Raw genomic sequence first — 17,549 nt, 5'->3', positions numbered from 1 at the left:
AGGAGAGTGAACGTATTGAGTATAAGATACCGTTATTACGAAGGCCCTGAAGATTTAACGTTGCAGTATGAGTTTTGGAAAAAAGTAACTTCAAATCTTCCTTATGCATGGAAGCCAACGATTTCACCCAGTCAGTTTGTCACTCAGGAACAATTTCATCCGAAGTCTCGTGCATTTGCTTTTGATGGCGATATGTTAGTTGGGTATATGAGTTTTACTGGAAGCCGTGAGTTTGTCTCGCTTGGTTATCCGTGGGTACTCGAAGGGTATGAAGGTGATATTCAAAACGAGTTATATGATCGTGTCTACGGATTTGCTGTAAGTGAAGAATTTGGGGCGAAAAAATTCGCGCAGCGTTTTCGTAGTCAGTGGAAAAAACCGATCGACTTTTTCTTATCCAAAGGGTTTGAGACAATACATACCTCACCGATAGTTGGAACAAATTTAGATGGGATAACAACAAAGCAAAACGAAGTGTTGTCCTATCATGTTGAGGAAGGATTTCAATTCGATAAATGGGAGAGTTTAGAGCGCCGCTATAATCTTCATACTTCAGATGCTGAGATTGAAATGATGAGACAGTACTACAGTTCAGTAAACTTTGACTATGGAATCGAATATAGAATGAACGGCGAACGAGGAGGATACGCTGGAGTTGCGATCAGAGAGGATACAAACTATGCCGAGGTTATTGCAATGTCTTTACGTAATGACTTGATGGACGTATTCGAAGACGTGATGTCGTCAATTGAGCTAGAAAGTTCTCGTCGTGGAGCTAACACATTGAGCATTACAACAGCATTTTTACCAGAAGAGTTTGCTAGAGACGGATATTTGAAGTTAACGGAAGACGTGATGGTAATGAAGAGCGTATAAGTGGAGTGAGCTTGTAACAACTTAGAGAAAAAGGCAAAAAAAGATTGCAAGCGGTTCCAATAATATGTTACTTTATGTGTAACCGGTTACACATAAAGGGATCAGGGAGTGAAGAACGTGGTTACGATAAAAGATGTTGCACAAGAAGCGGGCGTTTCAGTCGCAACGGTTTCCCGTGTATTAAATGATAATGGATACGTGGGGTCCGAAACGAGAGAAAAAGTGATGAAAGCGATCACGAAATTGAAATATAGCCCGAATGAAGTGGCACGTTCTCTCTATAAACGTGAATCCAGATTGATCGGGTTGCTGCTTCCTGATATAACGAATCCATTTTTCCCGCAGCTAGCAAGAGGTGTGGAGGATGAAGTGAACCGTGAAGGGTATCGGTTATTACTTGGTAATAGCGATGAAAGTATACAAAAAGAATTAGATTATATACAAACATTTGCGCAGAATAACGTCGTTGGAATGATTTCTGCAACGAATTATCTTGATCAGGAGCTTTATGAAGCACTAGCTCTTCCTTTAGTTCTGTTAGACCGGACTTCAGAGGACTACCCTGCTGTTTATGCGGATGGAAGAGAAGGTGGTCGTATTGCGGCAAAAGCTTTAGTAGAAAAGGGAGCTAAACGTATCACCGTAATGAAGGGACCTTCTCATATCAAGCCAGCCCAAGATCGGTTTCGCGGGGCGATCGAGTATCTTAGTCAAGAAGAGGTCGATTTTTCAGTTATGTCGACAACGTCCTACTCTTTCGAAGATGCAAGAGGATGGGCAGAAGAGCTTTTTGATAAATATGCCGATACAGATGCTGTTATCGCGAGTAACGATATTGTTGGAATTGCGATTCTTCATGAAGCGTTAAGATTAGGGAAACGAATTCCTGAAGAAGTGCAGATTATCGGTTATGATGATATTCCTCAAAGCAGTCTTTCGTATCCAACACTCTCGACGATCAGACAGCCAGCGTATGAAATGGGAAAACAGGCAGCTAAACTATTGATCAATATAATAAGAAAAGAGCAGGAAGTCGAACGTTCGATTCAACTTCCAGTCGAACTAATCGAACGAAACACAACGCGAAAGGGATGAAAGGGTATGAATAAAGCAAAAATCGCCGTTATTGGCAGTTCTTCAATGGACCTCGTCGTAACTTCAAAGAAGCGCCCAGGCGCTGGTGAAACGGTACTCGGTGAATCGTTTAAAACTGTACCAGGTGGAAAAGGTGCTAACCAGGCTGTTGCAGCTGCCCGACTTGGTGCAGAAGTCTATATGATCGGGCGCGTTGGAGATGATTCGTATGGTGAAGAGATCATAGCAAATTTTAAAAAGAATGGGGTTCGTACGGAGTATGTGGAACCGGTTACAGATATGGGGTCTGGAACAGCTCACATCATCCTAGCAGAAGGTGATAACAGTATCGTAGTCGTGAAGGGTGCGAACGATTACGTTACACCTGATTATGTTGAACAAATGAGTTCCTTCCTACAAACGTGTGACCTCGTGATGATTCAACAAGAAGTTCCAGAAGAAACGGTAGCTTATGCAGCAAAACGTTGCAGCGAGATGAACGTTCCTTTGTTGCTAAACCCAGCACCAGCAAGAGAGATCTCAAATGAAGTAGTGGATTTAGCAACATATCTTACACCGAATGAACATGAATCCGCCGTGTTATTTAACGGACTACCTCCAAAAGAAGCTCTAAAAGCATTCCCAAATAAAGTATTGATTACAGAGGGAGAGCAAGGTGTTCGCTATTTTGATGGTGAAAAAGAAGTTCTTGTTCCTTCGTTTAAGGTTGAAGTCGTTGATACGACTGGGGCTGGAGATACGTTCAACGCAGCGTTCGGTGTTGCGGTTGCCGAATCAAAAGATATGCAAGAAAGTATTCGATTCGCAAATCGTGCTGCATCCCTTTCTGTAACAGGATTTGGAGCACAGGGCGGAATGCCTACTCGTGAAGAAGTAGAACGGAGGCTATCAGAATGAAGCGAAATGGAATGTTAAACAGTCACATCACAAAACTACTCGCTGACCTCGGTCACACAGATACCATCGTTGTGGCAGATGCAGGACTTCCAGTACCGAATCATGTCCAGAAGATCGACCTGTCTTTAAAAGAAGGAGTGCCCTCTTTTCTTGATGTTGTACAACTATTGAAAGAAGAAATGGTCGTTGAAAAAGTAACGCTCGCTGATGAAGTGAAACGTAACGAGCGCGTGTATGATGAGATGTCGTCTCTCTTTGAAGAGGTTGATTACACATCTCACGAATCTTTGAAGGAACAGACCAATAGGGCAAAAGCTGTTATTCGAACAGGAGAAGTTACGCCGTTTGCCAACTGCATTCTCCATGCAGGAGTAATCTTTTAAAAAGGGGTGATAACATGCAGGTCAAAATGAGCGGTATTCATAAAGCGTTTGGGAACAACAAGGTGCTAGAAGGTGTGGACATAACGATTAAAGATGGTGAAGTTCATGCATTGATGGGTGAAAATGGAGCAGGAAAGTCAACGCTCATGAACATTTTAACAGGACTTCACTCAAAGGATCAGGGTACGATCCATATCGATGGGGAAGAAAAAATGTTTTCAAATCCGAAGGAAGCTGAGGAATTTGGAATTGCTTTTATCCATCAAGAGCTCAATATATGGCCGGAATTAACGGTGCTCGAGAACTTATTCATCAATAAGGAACCGGTTACATCTTTAGGGATTATTCGCACGAAAAAAATGAAAGCGATTGCGAAGGAGCAGTTCGATAAGCTGTCGATTTCTATTCCACTCTCCAAGGAGGCTGGTCACTGCTCAGTTGGTGAACAGCAAATGATCGAGATCGCAAAAGCGCTTATGACTGATGCAAAGGTCATTATAATGGATGAACCAACTGCGGCATTAACCGATCGAGAAATCGAAAAGCTATTTACAGTTATCCGTTCTCTGAAAAAAGCTGGTGTGTCGATCGTCTATATCTCGCACCGAATGGAAGAAATCTTTACGATATGCGATACCATCACAGTGATGCGTGATGGTCAAACGGTAGATACGACTCCGATCCCGGAAACGAACTTCGACGATGTTGTTCGAAAAATGGTTGGACGTGAATTGACCGATCGCTTTCCTACTCGTGAAGTGAACGTAGGTGACACCGTACTCAAAGTTAAAAACCTTACTCGTAAAGGAGTATTCGAAGACGTGAGCTTTAACGTTCAGTCAGGTGAAATCGTTGGGATATCAGGCTTGATGGGAGCAGGACGAACGGAGATCGTACGTACGATCTTTGGACTCGATGGAAAGTATCACGGAGAAATTTTTGTGAACGGTCAACCGGTCACCGTAAAAAGTCCTGAGCAAGCTGTAAGTTTAGGTCTCGGATTAATTACGGAAGATCGAAAAGAAGAAGGACTTATACTCGATTTTTCTATAAAAGATAACATCGCACTGTCAAGTCTTTTTAGTTTCACGAAGAACGGAATCATTAATGAAAAAAGTGAAAAAGACTTTGTTGATCTGTTGATCAAGCGATTGACGATCAAGACAGAATCAGCAGAGACGAGCGTTGGTAATTTATCAGGAGGAAACCAGCAGAAGGTCGTTATCGCAAAGTGGATTGGCATCGGACCAAAAGTACTGATCTTAGATGAACCAACGAGAGGGGTAGACGTTGGGGCGAAGCGCGAAATCTACCAGCTGATGAATGAGTTGACTGACAGGGGAGTTGCGATTGTGATGGTCTCATCCGAACTTCCTGAAGTGATGGGGATGAGTGATCGTATCCTAGTCGTGCACGAAGGGACGATTGCAGGAGAAGTATCAAAAGAAGAAGCATCGCAAGAAAAAATAATGACACTGGCAACAGGAGGTCACGTAAATGAGTAAACTTACTAATAACCACGTTGGAAATCTCATGCAAAAGCTCGGACCACTAGTCGGTTTGCTCGTACTTGTAGCAACCGTTTCAATAATCAACCCTAGCTTTCTTGAACCGCTAAACTTACTGAACCTGCTTAGACAGGTGGCAATCAATGCTCTTATCGCCTATGGTATGACGTTTGTCATCTTAACGGGAGGCATTGATTTATCCGTCGGATCGATCCTTGCACTGTCTAGTGCTTTGATGGCAGGCATGATGGTCTCTGGAATAGATCCCATTCTCGCAATTCTAATAGGATGTCTACTTGGAGCTGTAATGGGAATGGTGAACGGCCTTTTGATAACGAAAGGAAAAATGGCGCCATTTATCGCAACACTTGCTACAATGACGATGTTTCGTGGATTAACGCTCGTCTACACGGATGGAAATCCAATCACAGGACTTGGGGACAGCTACGCGTTTCAACTGTTTGGAAGAGGGTATTTCCTCGGAATTCCAGTGCCTGCGATAACGATGCTTCTGTCGTTCGCTGTTCTTTGGGTTATTCTTCATAAAACACCGTTTGGTCGTAAAACATATGCGATCGGTGGGAACGAGAAAGCTGCACTCATATCAGGTATTAAAGTATCTCGCATAAAAATCATGGTGTATTCTCTTGCTGGGCTACTATCTGCACTTGCAGGAGCGATCCTCACGTCACGCCTAAACTCTGCACAGCCAACTGCAGGAACATCATACGAGCTAGATGCGATCGCGGCGGTCGTACTAGGTGGGACAAGCTTATCAGGTGGTCGAGGCTTAATTGTCGGCACGCTGATCGGCGCACTGATAATCGGTACATTGAATAATGGCTTAAACTTGCTTGGCGTTTCATCTTTCTTCCAAATGGTCGTCAAAGGTGTCGTCATCATCATCGCAGTATTAATCGATCGAAAGAAAGCAGCTTAGGAGGGTTACAATGAAGAAAATACTACCACTACTGCTCAGCTTGTCACTTCTTTTACTAGGAGCGTGCTCACTGCAACCGCCAGAGTGGGCAAAGCCTGATAAGAAAACAGATCTTGAGGACATTAAGTTAGGATTATCGGTCTCTACATTGAATAACCCGTTCTTCGTCTCGATGAAAAACGGCGTTGAAGCTGAAGCAAAGGCGCAGGGGATGGAAGTTGTCGTCGTCGATGCTCAAAACGATGCAGCAAAACAAATTAACGATGTGCAAGATTTGATCCAGCAAGGTGTTGATGCCTTGTTAATCAATCCAACAGATTCATCTGCAATCTCAACGGCTGTTCAATCTGCAAACAGTTTAGGTATACCAGTCGTCACGCTTGATCGCTCTGCTGAAGAAGGCGAGGTTGCAACGCTCGTCAGTTCAGACAACGAAAAAGGTGGCGAGATGGCAGGAAAGTTCTTAGTGGAGCAGCTTGGTGAAGACGCTAAAGTCGCTGAGTTAGAAGGCGTGCCAGGTGCGTCTGCCACTCGTGAACGTGGCGCAGGTTTTCACAACATTGCCGATGAGAAGTTAGACGTTGTAGCTAAGCAAACGGCTAACTTCGATCGAACAGAAGGCTTGAACACGATGGAAAACTTGCTTCAAGGAAATCCTGGTATCGAAGCTGTTTTTGCTCATAATGATGAAATGGCATTAGGAGCATACCAGGCGATTCAGAGCTCTGGAAGGGATGTACTTGTTGTAGGTTTTGATGGAAATGAAGATGCGATCAATAGCATCAAAGACGGAAAGTTATCAGCTACAGTGGCACAGCAGCCTGAGAAGATTGGATCCCTTGCTGTACAAGCTGCAATGGATGTTCTTCAAGGGAATGATGTGAAAGATACGATTCCAGTCCCTCTAAAATTAGTAACAGAAGAAACGGCTTCTGAAGAATAATTGTTAGAAAAGTTCGTTAATTTTCTTGACAATTAAGAAGTAGCCACTTATTATAAGCCATAACAATTTAATCTAGATGATGAAGTGAGTACGTTAGCTAAAGAAGAAGGGCGTACCGTGAAATTCGCTGCACACGGATTTGTAATCGTGAGAGATACAGAGGAAGAAGCGCACCAGCTTCTCCGGGACATTGTCGGCTATAAGGATGAAGAGGCAGTTGAAGGATTCAGACAGTCGGTGAAAGAAGCTGGCCAGTCAACTAGAGATAAGGAAGGAATGTGGGCAAATTCTAGTATCGAAGATCTCGTTCAATATAATGATGGCTTTAAAACTGGCTTGATCGGTACACCTGATCAAGTGGCTGATCGAATCATAGAATTAAAAAAGATAGGAATCGAAGTGATCTTAACAGCACACTTTCATTATGAAGAAGATCTTGAGCGGTTTGGGAAGGAAGTTATACCGCTTGTGAAGGAAAAGGAGAGGTTGTTGGAAAGAGAACAAGTAAAAGTTTAATTTTCTATAGAAATGAAGCCCTCGAATCTACTCGAGGGCTTTCATACTTATTTAAAAAACGGATACTCACGACGCTCTTGTTGAACAGAAATCCATTTCACCGTTGTAAATTTATCTAATGCCCATTCTCCGCCAAATCGACCGAGTCCAGATTCCTTTTCACCGCCGAATGCCATGTGCGCTTCATCATTCACAGGCTGGTCATTGATATGAACCATACCCGTTTCGATTTGCTGAGCCACTTGGACCCCGCGATTCAAGTCGCGAGAGTGAACAGAACCACTAAGGCCATATGGAGAACCATTTGCAAGTTCAATTGCTTCTTCTTCCTTACTGAATGAAATGATTGGGGCTACAGCACCGAAAATTTCATTTTTTGCGATCGGCATATCGTTCGTGACGTTTGTGAGAATGACAGGCTGCATCACGTTGCCTTCCACTTCACCGCCAAGAATCTTCTCAGCACCTAGTTCAAGCGAAGCATCAAGAGATTCTTGGATACGTTCAATTGCTTCCTTATTAATAAGAGGTCCAACAGCTGTATTCCCATCTGCTGGGTCACCTGATTGAAGAGATGCTACTTTTTCTTTGAATGCTTCAACGAATTCATCATGAACACTTTCATGAACAAGGATGCGGTTGATCGCCATACAGATTTGACCCTGATGGAGGAATTTACCGAATGCTGCTGCTTCTGCAGCTTGATCGATGTCGGCATCATCTAGCACGATAAAGACATTGTTCCCACCAAGCTCTAGTGCTGTTTCCTTAATGTGCTTCCCAGCAAGTTCAGCGATATGTTTTCCAACTTCAGTTGAACCTGTGAAAGAAATCAGCTTTGGTATTGGATGGGTCACAAAAGCATCCCCGATTTCTGAACCGCGCCCTGCAACAACGTTAAGAACGCCTTTCGGTAGGCCAGCTTCTTCAAAAAGCTCTGCGATTAAGAAGCCTGCTGTAACGGGTGTTTCTGAAGCCGGTTTAAGGACGACAGCATTACCTGTTGCAAGTGCTGGAGCGACTGAACGCATGGAAAGATGAAGTGGGAAGTTCCAAGGTCCGATGACACCGAGTACTCCTTTCGCGCTCTTGTAAATACGGTTCTCTTTCCCTGGCGTATCAGAAGGTGCGATTTGCCCTTTCATTCTATAAGGAAAAGAAGCGGATTCTTTTACGACACGGGTAGCTGCAGCCCATTCCACGTTTGCTTTGATCTTTGTACTACCGGACTCTTTAACTAGCCAGTCGATGATCTCTTCTTTACGTTCCGTCATAAGGGCAGCCACTTTATCAAGAACTTGCTGTCTTTGACCTGGTGTCGTTTTAGCCCATGATCGTTGCGCTTCTTTTGCATTCTTATATGCTTGATCGAGGTCTTCTTCTGATGCAGATTGTAGTGTGAACAGTTCCTCCTGAGAAAATGGATTATAATTTGTTACAGTTTTGTCACTCGTTCCCTTAACCCATTCTCCATTAATGTATTGTTTCGTATAAGTGTTAGCCATTAGAAATCCTCCTTTTACTATACAATCAAGAAGGTTCCCGCTACGCTAAACTACTAAACTTGTCGGTACGCGAGAATTTCTTCCAATCATTAGCACTGTCTTTAAAGAGAGTTTCCTCTCGTTATTGATGTTTTATAGTCACATATATGCTAAACTACGAACGGTACAGAGATAAATAACCGCTATTGATGAGAACGTTTTAATGGGGTGAACAATATGAATATACTCTTAACAGGGGCGACTGGTTTTCTTGGAAAACAGCTTACCTTGAGGTTATTGAGTGAAGGCCACAGCGTCTATGCACTGATCCGCAATGAGCGTAAGGCAGATCGGTTAATCGAAGCATTGCCTGCAGATCTACAAAACAACTTCTTCATTATAAAAGGAAACTTAGGAGACGAACGCTTAGGTGTTTCGTTCGAAACAATCGATCTATTAAAAGATAAGATCGATACGGTCTATCACATCGCAGCTTATCTTTCATTCGATGATCGTGAAAGAGACAAGACGTTTGAGGTTAACGTTGAAGGAACGAGAAACGTACTTGAGTTTTCTAAAGATATTCAAGTGAAGAATTTTTATCATGTAAGTACAGCTTACACAGTAGGCGCACAACTTCATGGACGTGAAGAGTTGCATCCTAAGGATAATACGTTCGTAAATCCTTATGAAGAAAGTAAGTGTCACGCAGAGCACCTTGTATTTGATTATAATAACGTCTTCAATGTCTCCATTTTTAGGCCAGCAATCATTATCGGTGACTCGAAAACAGGTGAAGCTGAAACGACCTTTGCTCTTTATGGCGTGATTAGAAGTCTTGAATTATTAAAGAAGAGATTAGATCGGAAGCAGGAGACGCCTAGTGAAAAGATTAAGTTCCTTTGTAATCAGGAAGCAGCACAAAATTTAGTACCTGTCGATTATGTCGTAAATGTGTTAGCGCTGGGGCTTACTAGCGCGAAGCCAGATACAATCTATCACATTACGAATTCACAGCCTCCAACCAATCAGCTCGTATTAGATTTGATTCAATCAGCGCTTGATTTCTACAATGTCGAATTAGTGCCTACAGATTATGAAGGAGAACTAACAGATCAGGACATGAAGTTGAATCAACCTATGAAGGTTTTTCACAAGTACTTTGAGAAAACATTGACTTTCGATGATTCAAATACGCAGGAGCTATTGCATGAGAGCAACGTAGAGGAATTACATTTAGATAGGGAAACCTTACAAATGATTATTTCAGGTGGGATGAAGAGTCAGGATAAAGGAATAGCGGCTAAATAAACAAGAAGAAAAAGAGGCAGCTCGAGCAGCTGCCTCTTTTATTAATGAAAAAAGCATTTAAAAGGTTTGTAAATTTGGAGGTAAATTTAACTAGTTCGAAAATCACCCAAGGTTGATTCTGCCACCTTTAAGTAGGTTTTTTCTTTATAAAGAACCTATTAACAAGGCTGATAGAGTTTAGAACTGACATGTTTGTAATATATTGTCGTTGTAAATAGTACTATGTTACCTAATTGTGCAAAGGTTATAAAAACTGTATTAATCTGTCATATTTATGTAACTGACTTGTTACTACACTAAAATGGCTGTGTTATATTTGGCTGTTACTATATGGGACATAGGTGATCAAGAGAAAAGAAACACCGAAATTAATTAACTCTCAGGAGGAATGTGTACATGGTAACTCGCAAAAACATTGTAAGGAACGTTGTTACATCTACAGCACTGGCTGGAATGATGTTTGCTAGCCCGGTAGTATCAGAAGCTGCTCTAGGAGATCAAACACTTTCTTACGGTGAAAAACACGGCGACGTCGTCGAGTTACAGGATGTACTGTCAGCCAAAGGATATTTCGACTATCATAAATCTACAGGTTATTACGGTTCAATTACTGAAGGTGCTGTAAAGCAATTCCAAAAAGCTCACGGTCTTGCTGTTGACGGCATCGCAGGTCCAAATACATTCGCAGCAATTGAAAAAGTCAATCAAGGACAAGCTCATCGTACGTTGATCAACGGCGATCGAGGTCACCAAGTTTCGGCTCTTCAAGAAGAGCTTGGTGGATATTACAACTATAAAGTAGACGGAATCTATGGTCCTATCACAGAGAAAGCAGTTCGCGCTTTCCAAGCTGATAATGGACTAGCTGTTGATGGCATTGCCGGAGCTAACACTTGGGCAGCGCTGACAGGTAAGACAGTAAATGCAAAACCAGCGTCTACTGAATCTACTACTACTAACACTAATACCACTTCTGCAAAGCAAACAAACACAGAAAGTAAGTCATCTGAGCAGAGTGGACAAGAATTTAAAGTCGAAGCTACAGCATATACAGCTTACTGTGAAGGTTGCTCAGGCGTAACTGCTACAGGAATCGATCTAAGAGCGAATCCTAACCAAAAAGTCATTGCGGTAGACCCTGATGTAATCCCACTTGGATCTAAAGTACACGTAGAAGGCTACGGTACTGCAATCGCTGGTGACACTGGCGGAGCAATCCAAGGTAACCGTATCGATCTATTCATGCCTGAAAGACAAGATGCTCTAAACTTTGGTCGAAAGACAGTCACTGTAACAGTACTAGATTAATAGAAAATTTACAGAGCCTAACTCAAATGAGTTAGGCTTTTTTTTGTCGTAAAAGTACTAGCCTTAAATGACCCAAAGTAGTACAAGATACTACTTTTGGATGAGTCTTATATAGTTCTTTCTCAACCAGGATTTAAAACCTTTAGTGAATAGGAAAATGGTCGCTACCAATGGATAATAAATAGTAAGAAAACATTGAATATTAAAAGGAGGAAGACGGATGAGAATGAGGCTTTGGTACGTAGTGGCACTCTCGTTTTTACTAATGGTAGGATTTGTGAATCCCCCTCAATCTTCAGCTAGTCAATCTGCGGCAATTGGTCCAGAATTATCTCAGCTGATGACGAAAGGGAATGGACCGTTTGAAGTAATCGTCACGTTCTATGGAGATGGAGCTCCAACCAACGTTCAGTCAGATTTATTGGAAGAGGTAGGAGTGGATACAGGATTAACGCTAAAGAGTCTTCCGATGGCTGGCGTGATTGCAACGAAAGCTCAGATCAACGACCTCGCAGCTAACGACATGGTTCAGTCCATCTATTTGAATGAGAAGCTCGACTATTTCAATGCAGATGCAACTGATCTTACTGGCGTTGATAAAGTACGTACGGATGACGACATGAGAAAAGCAAATGGAGGACTGCCTGTTACAGGAAAAGGAATCGGTGTTGTTGTGAACGATAGCGGTGTAGATGGCACACATAAAGACCACGAATTTGGTAAAAACCTTGTCCAAAACGTTATGGGATCAACGAACCTCAGCAGTCTGTCCCCTGGTTTACTTCCTGTTACATATCAAGAGGATGTAGCAAACACTGATACAAACTCAGGTCACGGTACCCACGTAGCTGGTACGGTTGGTGGTACAGGAGAAATGTCGAGCGGGAAGTATGAAGGAGCGGCTCCAGGAGCAGACTTGATCGGATATGGCTCTGGCGCAGCACTTTTTGTACTAGATGGAATCGGTGGATTTGATTACGCCTTAACGCATCAGTCTCAGTACGACATAAGAGTCATCACAAATTCATGGGGATCGTCAGGTGATTTTGATCCTAATCACCCGATCAACATTGCGAGTAAGAAAGTGTATGATCGCGGAATTGTCGTTCTTTTTGCAGCAGGAAATGAAGGTCCAGGAGAAAATACACATAACCCTTATGCAAAAGCGCCATGGGTTATCTCAGTAGCAGCAGGAGAAAAAGATGGCACGCTAGCTGATTTCTCATCTCGTGGTACAAAAGGGGTCGGTGGGACGTTTGAAATGGATGGAGAAACATGGACATGGGAAGACCGTCCAACTGTTACAGCACCGGGAGTTGATATCGTTTCAACCCGAGTTATCGCACCAGTAAGCTCACTATCAGCTCCTCAAGACGCTGAAGAACTTGACCCAGCACACGTTCCTTTTTATACACACATGAGTGGAACGTCGATGGCAACGCCTCACGTAGCGGGTGTTGTAGCACTAATGTTAGAGGCAAATCCTTTACTCTCACCTGATGAAGTGAAATCGATTGTGCAAGCGACAGCTACAAACATGCCAGGGTATGAAGCGTGGGAAGTAGGCGCAGGTTATTTGAACGCATACAGTGCTGTTGATGCTGCTTTTGGTAATAACGACTATGGGAAGACAGTCAATTACAACAAAGAGTTTAATAGCTCTGTAGAAGCTTCGACCACGCGTGCTCCATTTTCAGTAGACTACAATCCTGTAACCCTTGTTTCAGATAATCAGCATGAGTTTGAAGTGCAAGAAGGCTTAACAAATCTTGTAGCGAAAGTAAATGCTTATGGCGTATTGGGGGAGACCGGTAATCCGGTCAACCTCGTTTTAATCGCTCCAGATGGAACGGAGTACAGCTCTGGAATCAGCTTGTTGTTTACGTTAACAACAGACAGAACGGTGTCTGTTAATGCACCGATGCCTGGTACTTGGAAAGCAGAAGTAAGGGGATTACGCGGTGACGACGCGAATCCAACTGCAGGCCTTTCTTTCCCTGATAACATAGAAGGAACTCTTTCTTTTACAAAAGTGAGTGGATTTACTGGTCTCAATGATATCGAAGGCCATCCAGCAGCTGCTGCGATTAAGAGCGGTGTGAAGGAGCTGCTGTTTGATGCGAATGCAAAAGGAAACTTTAAGCCTGATAGCAAGCTTCAAAGAAAAGATTTAGCACAGTATCTTGTGATGGGTGCCGAGATTCGTCAGTCAGATTCCAAAGCATTAAGTGATGTGTCTTCTGACCTGCTTCCTTACGCGTTTGCTGTTACGTCAGAAGGAGCTGCATTCCGAGACGGAACTCATTCCCAGCAAGGAGTTATGCTTACTGAAGATGGTAAGTTTGATCCAAAAGGAAACGTTACAAGAGCAGAACTTGCTTATTCGCTTGTTCAAAGTCTTGGTCTAGAAGAAGATGCGAAAGCATTCAGTGGGGACGTTACAGTTCAATACAAGGAAGAGCGTGTAACGGTTGTTGACGCTACTGATATTCCCCAGCACTTGAAAGGGTATGTTCAGCTTGCACTGGATCTAAATATCATCAATGCGAGCTTCGACGTTTCGCAAGGACAGTATGATCTTGAACCAACCGTTGTTGCACATTTTGAGCCGAATACTGATGTAACACGCGGTGACTTTGCCGTAGCGATGACAAGGTATTTTGAAGCATTTTTAAGATAAGAGCGCTTGCTATGATATATCTAGTTTAGTTTTGGCGTACAAAAAGTGAAAGTGCATAATTAATTGAGTATCAAATTAAATTCGAATTTATTACTTTTTTTCATTGATACGATAAAGTTCCTTTCACTTTTTAACTGAAATGCATAGAGCATGCATTGGAGAATAATTAATGTTCGGTGGTACTATCGGGTGTTAAAACGGGTGTGGTTTAAAGAGATGTAGGATTTTGACACCAAAAGAATAGAAATATAAAAAAACAGGAGCTCAAACTATTCCGAACTCCTGTAAATTCATTTTGACTTCTTTTATTAAAAAATAAGTTATATAGTTTGTATCATTAATCATCTAAATTTGTTTTCCATTATATGTTTTTTCCTGACTTTGAATAACTAGGGATTAGAAATATTCCTACCATAAACATGGCAAAGGATAGTCCGCGTATAACATCATAAAAGGCATTCTCTTTAAGAAGAAATACGTTTATGATCATTACAATCGCCCCTAAAATTACCATAGATATTCCTAATACTTGCCTCACCGTTAATATACACCTCCGTTTAGAACATCGTCACAAAGTGAATCTTACTTATCAAACTATCTTTCATTCAAGTCTTCAAGCCCTGTAAAGGAACAATCCATCCACTTCATCTTACCATGAATTTTCCAATTAGGATGGTAATTATTGCTGTAGTTACTTGATTGTTTTTGTACTCCAAAACAGGGCTATTTAGGATGCTAGAGGGGCTATTTTTCATTTTCTTTATGTTAACGTAAAAGAAAGGTTAAGGCGATTTTATACATAAGGTAGGTTAGTAGTATGGTGGAAATGGCGGTTATGAAGAAGAGTGAATTACAATCAGTAAGTCGTTTTATCGCTAATCTAAATCGAAGAGAAGATTGCCATATTGGATACTGTGGCACGAACAGCTATGAAATAGCGGATACGATGAGGGAAGAATTCGAGGTTCCGTACTGGAAAAGCTTTGTCACGGTATATCAGTCAAACGTCCTTGTCGGTGTGCTTGGATTTGAAGTTGATTTGGAGCGTAATCTGGTAGAAGTATGGGGCCCATTTGTTGAAGATCAGTATTGGTCGTTCATACCAATGATGTGGGAGAAGATGCTTCAACTTCTTCCAGAAGAAACAAGTGTAATACAGATGTTTCCGAATAAGAAGAATATAAACTGTGTTAGATTTGCAGAGGAATTAGGGTACTCCCACAGTAGTGAGCAAGCGATTTTAGAGTTTAATAGACAGAGCGTTAGACGGGAAAACAAACTAGAAGAGATATCGGACGAGAACATCATCCCCTTTATTTCTTTACACGACCAGACATTTCCCAGCACGTACTATAGTGGTCGCCAAATTGTTGAGCGCTTGAACGACACTAGGAAGGTGTTTATTACAAGTGAGGAAGGCACGTTAACTGGTTACATCTATGTAGAAGTTGAACCAGAGTTTGGAGAAGCAAACATTGAATTTTTTGCTGTGGATGAAGCATTTCGTGGGAGAGGAGCTGGAGGAAAATTACTAGATCAAGCCCTGTTCTGGATGTTTACTTTCAAAGAGGTCAACGAGGTCACACTTTGTGTGAATGCAGTAAATCAAAAAGCACTTCAGTTGTATGAGAGAGCTGGTTTTACGCTCGTACACGAGCTGAGTGCGTACTCAAAAGAAATATAGTCGACAGTATATGACAGAAAGCGGGTGGTGCCTGGTACCACTCGCTTTTTCTTTATGTCATCTGCACATTTTCTACTTTTAGGTAACACTTGTCCAAGCATGTGGGACGAGCATACGTAAGATAAGGTATGAAATGTTTATCATTTCAATCTCTTGTTAAGGAGGGATTGTCACTATGAACGCCGACCTTAGAGAAGTATTTAAGGGCATGGTTGATGACCTGTTTGACGGGACAAAAAAGAAAAAGAAAAAGAAGATTAAGCATGAGAAGAAACATGATAAGAAGAAGGATAAAAAGAAAAAGAAGTGCCGTTGCCACCGCTAATTTTCTTGATAAATGAAATATTCCCTTTCCGGAGTTAATGTAGGATTCCTGCATTAACTCTTCTTTTCACTTAAAACTATTCGAAAGGAGATTGAGTTGATGTATTTTAGAAGTCGAAATCCTAAAAGTGACGATCAGAAACTAATTAAGATAGGAACGGAAATTTTCGCTGTTAATGCAAAAAAAATTCAACGGATCATTGACCATTCATATGAAATTCTCGTTGTTTGTAACAATAGCGATGAAGTTGTAGGTTTTCTCTCCTATCGATTACGAATTAACCATATGATTCTTGTAGATTATGTGATGCTTCGTCATGATCTGCAGGGAAATGGGATCGCTCGATCATTACTACCAGCTTTTGAGAAATATATTCAAAACAAAGGAGTAACTGTGCTCTACGGTTTTGTGGATCGTGAGAATACTCAGGGATTGGAAAGTTTAAAGCGATTAGGATTCGAAGTGAAGGGTGAAGTGTTGTCGAACTATATTATCGAAAAGAAATTGAGCCGCAATAGCTCCATACCTGAAAGTTCATTACCTAAAAACTCTTTACCAAATAGCTACTTAAAGCGTCTGACTCCCGCTCCTCGGTTGAGAAGAAGGTAATTTAATCTTCGGCTTTCTATTTTTCTATGGAAAGCCGAATTTTTTATTCTGCAGATTATTAGTGTTGGAAAATTTTTGATATACTTAATTACGTGTTTCTGATCAAACGTATATCTTGATTCTCTCATTAAAATAGACGAAAGGTGCGTGAGTATTGTGAAGAATAATTTTACATCAGAGGATGCGATAAAGAGTTGGGATCACAATGCGAGAAGTTACACAAACAACTATTCTGAAGCAGGAGATTTACATAGAGAAGTCTTTTTAAATCCTGCGTTGTTCTCTTTAATCGGAGAAGTAGAACATAAACGCGTATTAGATGCAGGATGCGGAGAGGGATATCTGAGCAGGATGTTAGCTCAAAGAGGTGCTACCGTCACAGCAGTCGATTATTCAAGAAGCATGCTCGAAATCGCAAAAGAGAGAACAGCATCTCATATGCCGATTGAATACGTTCATGGCAATTGTGAGGATTTGGCTACTCTTACGGATGCTAGCTTTGAAACGATCGTATCGAACATGGTGATGCAAGACCTTGCAGATCATGAGCGTGCACTAAGAGAGATGTATCGGTTGTTAGTTGGTGGAGGAGATTTCATCTTTTCTATTTTACATCCATGTTTTATTACACCAGAAAGCGGGTGGGAGAAAGATGAACGTGGTGATAAGCTTCATTGGAATGTCGATCGGTACTTCTACGAAGGTGTGTACGAGCAAAGAGAACTTGGTGAGACTGAAGCGCTCTTCTACTATCACCGTACGCTATCAACCTACCTAAACAGCATCATACGAGCGGGATTCGCTATCGTGAAGGTGGTAGAACCGACGCCTTCTGAGGAAATCTTAAAGAAATATCCTACATTTGAAGAAGACTTTCGCTGCAGTGACTTTATAGTATTTCAATTGAGGAAACCTACCGAGTGACAGGCACCACTCAGGTTTTGTCGAAAGAGGTGAGAGCACTCACAATGTGTTGAAGAATATGGTAAA

The 17,549-nt window shown here is 41.8% G+C and carries 15 protein-coding genes and 1 pseudogene; 15 read left to right on the top strand and 1 reads right to left on the bottom strand.

Annotated elements, in window-relative coordinates:
• Positions 1-15 precede the first annotated feature (15 nt).
• From ACXAHI_RS08225 to ACXAHI_RS08190, 8 genes and pseudogenes are all read left to right on the top strand, one after another.
• Positions 16-876 (top strand): hypothetical protein, encoded by an 861-nt coding sequence (locus tag ACXAHI_RS08225; RefSeq protein WP_474847118.1) that lies wholly within the window; start codon positions 16-18, stop codon positions 874-876.
• A gap of 117 nt (positions 877-993) precedes the next feature.
• The gene (locus ACXAHI_RS08220; protein WP_474847117.1) at positions 994-1,971 is read left to right on the top strand and encodes a LacI family DNA-binding transcriptional regulator; all 978 of its coding nucleotides are present in this window, start codon (positions 994-996) and stop codon (positions 1,969-1,971) included.
• Between the two features lie 6 nt (positions 1,972-1,977).
• Positions 1,978-2,868 carry a ribokinase gene (gene rbsK, locus ACXAHI_RS08215; RefSeq protein WP_474847116.1) on the top strand — a complete coding sequence of 297 codons (891 nt, stop codon included), beginning with the start codon at positions 1,978-1,980 and terminating at the stop codon, positions 2,866-2,868.
• Positions 2,865-3,251: a D-ribose pyranase gene (rbsD, locus tag ACXAHI_RS08210; RefSeq protein ID WP_270179747.1), complete on the top strand. Its 387-nt coding sequence runs from the start codon at positions 2,865-2,867 to the stop codon at positions 3,249-3,251. Before rbsK ends, rbsD begins: the two co-directional genes overlap by 4 nt.
• Before the next feature lie 14 nt (positions 3,252-3,265).
• The gene (locus tag ACXAHI_RS08205; RefSeq protein WP_474847115.1) at positions 3,266-4,756 is read left to right on the top strand and encodes a sugar ABC transporter ATP-binding protein; all 1,491 of its coding nucleotides are present in this window, start codon (positions 3,266-3,268) and stop codon (positions 4,754-4,756) included.
• Complete coding sequence (rbsC, locus tag ACXAHI_RS08200) at positions 4,749-5,699, top strand: ribose ABC transporter permease RbsC (RefSeq protein WP_270179745.1); 951 nt, start codon at positions 4,749-4,751, stop codon at positions 5,697-5,699. Before ACXAHI_RS08205 ends, rbsC begins: the two co-directional genes overlap by 8 nt.
• 10 nt (positions 5,700-5,709) lie before the next feature.
• Complete coding sequence (gene rbsB, locus ACXAHI_RS08195; protein WP_474847114.1) at positions 5,710-6,642, top strand: ribose ABC transporter substrate-binding protein RbsB; 933 nt, start codon at positions 5,710-5,712, stop codon at positions 6,640-6,642.
• Between the two features lie 78 nt (positions 6,643-6,720).
• A pseudogene (locus tag ACXAHI_RS08190) lies at positions 6,721-7,158 on the top strand (LLM class flavin-dependent oxidoreductase); the annotation flags it as partial.
• A gap of 47 nt (positions 7,159-7,205) precedes the next feature.
• Here ACXAHI_RS08190 and ACXAHI_RS08185 read toward each other — a convergent pair.
• Complete coding sequence (locus tag ACXAHI_RS08185; RefSeq protein WP_474847113.1) at positions 7,206-8,663, bottom strand: aldehyde dehydrogenase family protein; 1,458 nt, start codon at positions 8,661-8,663, stop codon at positions 7,206-7,208.
• Positions 8,664-8,879: 216 nt separating this feature from the next.
• Here ACXAHI_RS08185 and ACXAHI_RS08180 point away from each other — a divergent pair, with 216 nt between their 5' ends.
• From ACXAHI_RS08180 to ACXAHI_RS08150, 7 genes are all read left to right on the top strand, one after another.
• Positions 8,880-9,953 (top strand): SDR family NAD(P)-dependent oxidoreductase, encoded by a 1,074-nt coding sequence (locus ACXAHI_RS08180; protein ID WP_474847112.1) that lies wholly within the window; start codon positions 8,880-8,882, stop codon positions 9,951-9,953.
• Between the two features lie 396 nt (positions 9,954-10,349).
• Positions 10,350-11,261, top strand: a complete 912-nt coding sequence (locus tag ACXAHI_RS08175; protein ID WP_474847111.1) for a peptidoglycan-binding protein — start codon at positions 10,350-10,352, stop codon at positions 11,259-11,261.
• Between the two features lie 220 nt (positions 11,262-11,481).
• Complete coding sequence (locus tag ACXAHI_RS08170; RefSeq protein ID WP_474847110.1) at positions 11,482-13,941, top strand: S8 family serine peptidase; 2,460 nt, start codon at positions 11,482-11,484, stop codon at positions 13,939-13,941.
• A gap of 817 nt (positions 13,942-14,758) precedes the next feature.
• The gene (locus ACXAHI_RS08165; RefSeq protein WP_474847109.1) at positions 14,759-15,625 is read left to right on the top strand and encodes a GNAT family N-acetyltransferase; all 867 of its coding nucleotides are present in this window, start codon (positions 14,759-14,761) and stop codon (positions 15,623-15,625) included.
• Between the two features lie 175 nt (positions 15,626-15,800).
• Positions 15,801-15,950 (top strand): hypothetical protein, encoded by a 150-nt coding sequence (locus tag ACXAHI_RS08160; RefSeq protein ID WP_474847108.1) that lies wholly within the window; start codon positions 15,801-15,803, stop codon positions 15,948-15,950.
• Between the two features lie 99 nt (positions 15,951-16,049).
• On the top strand, positions 16,050-16,559 hold the full coding sequence (locus tag ACXAHI_RS08155) for an N-acetyltransferase family protein (protein WP_474847107.1): 510 nt from the start codon (positions 16,050-16,052) through the stop codon (positions 16,557-16,559).
• A 156-nt stretch (positions 16,560-16,715) separates the two neighbouring features.
• Positions 16,716-17,483: a class I SAM-dependent methyltransferase gene (locus tag ACXAHI_RS08150; RefSeq protein ID WP_474847106.1), complete on the top strand. Its 768-nt coding sequence runs from the start codon at positions 16,716-16,718 to the stop codon at positions 17,481-17,483.
• Positions 17,484-17,549 lie beyond the last annotated feature (66 nt).

This window comes from Anaerobacillus sp. ABD4_527, assembly GCF_056160805.1.
The sequence above is the reverse complement of the archived record's forward strand: the minus strand, read 5'-3'. Positions and strand labels throughout refer to the sequence as shown.

Coding starts and splice junctions, on each gene's coding strand:
- rbsK (WP_474847116.1), top strand. CDS start 1,978: ATGAATAAAGCAAAAATCGCCGTTATTGGCAGTTCTTCAATGGACCTC.
- ACXAHI_RS08205 (WP_474847115.1), top strand. CDS start 3,266: ATGCAGGTCAAAATGAGCGGTATTCATAAAGCGTTTGGGAACAACAAG.
- ACXAHI_RS08160 (WP_474847108.1), top strand. CDS start 15,801: ATGAACGCCGACCTTAGAGAAGTATTTAAGGGCATGGTTGATGACCTG.
- ACXAHI_RS08175 (WP_474847111.1), top strand. CDS start 10,350: ATGGTAACTCGCAAAAACATTGTAAGGAACGTTGTTACATCTACAGCA.
- rbsD (WP_270179747.1), top strand. CDS start 2,865: ATGAAGCGAAATGGAATGTTAAACAGTCACATCACAAAACTACTCGCT.
- ACXAHI_RS08180 (WP_474847112.1), top strand. CDS start 8,880: ATGAATATACTCTTAACAGGGGCGACTGGTTTTCTTGGAAAACAGCTT.
- ACXAHI_RS08170 (WP_474847110.1), top strand. CDS start 11,482: ATGAGAATGAGGCTTTGGTACGTAGTGGCACTCTCGTTTTTACTAATG.
- ACXAHI_RS08165 (WP_474847109.1), top strand. CDS start 14,759: ATGGTGGAAATGGCGGTTATGAAGAAGAGTGAATTACAATCAGTAAGT.
- ACXAHI_RS08155 (WP_474847107.1), top strand. CDS start 16,050: ATGTATTTTAGAAGTCGAAATCCTAAAAGTGACGATCAGAAACTAATT.
- rbsC (WP_270179745.1), top strand. CDS start 4,749: ATGAGTAAACTTACTAATAACCACGTTGGAAATCTCATGCAAAAGCTC.
- ACXAHI_RS08185 (WP_474847113.1), bottom strand. CDS start 8,663: ATGGCTAACACTTATACGAAACAATACATTAATGGAGAATGGGTTAAG.
- rbsB (WP_474847114.1), top strand. CDS start 5,710: ATGAAGAAAATACTACCACTACTGCTCAGCTTGTCACTTCTTTTACTA.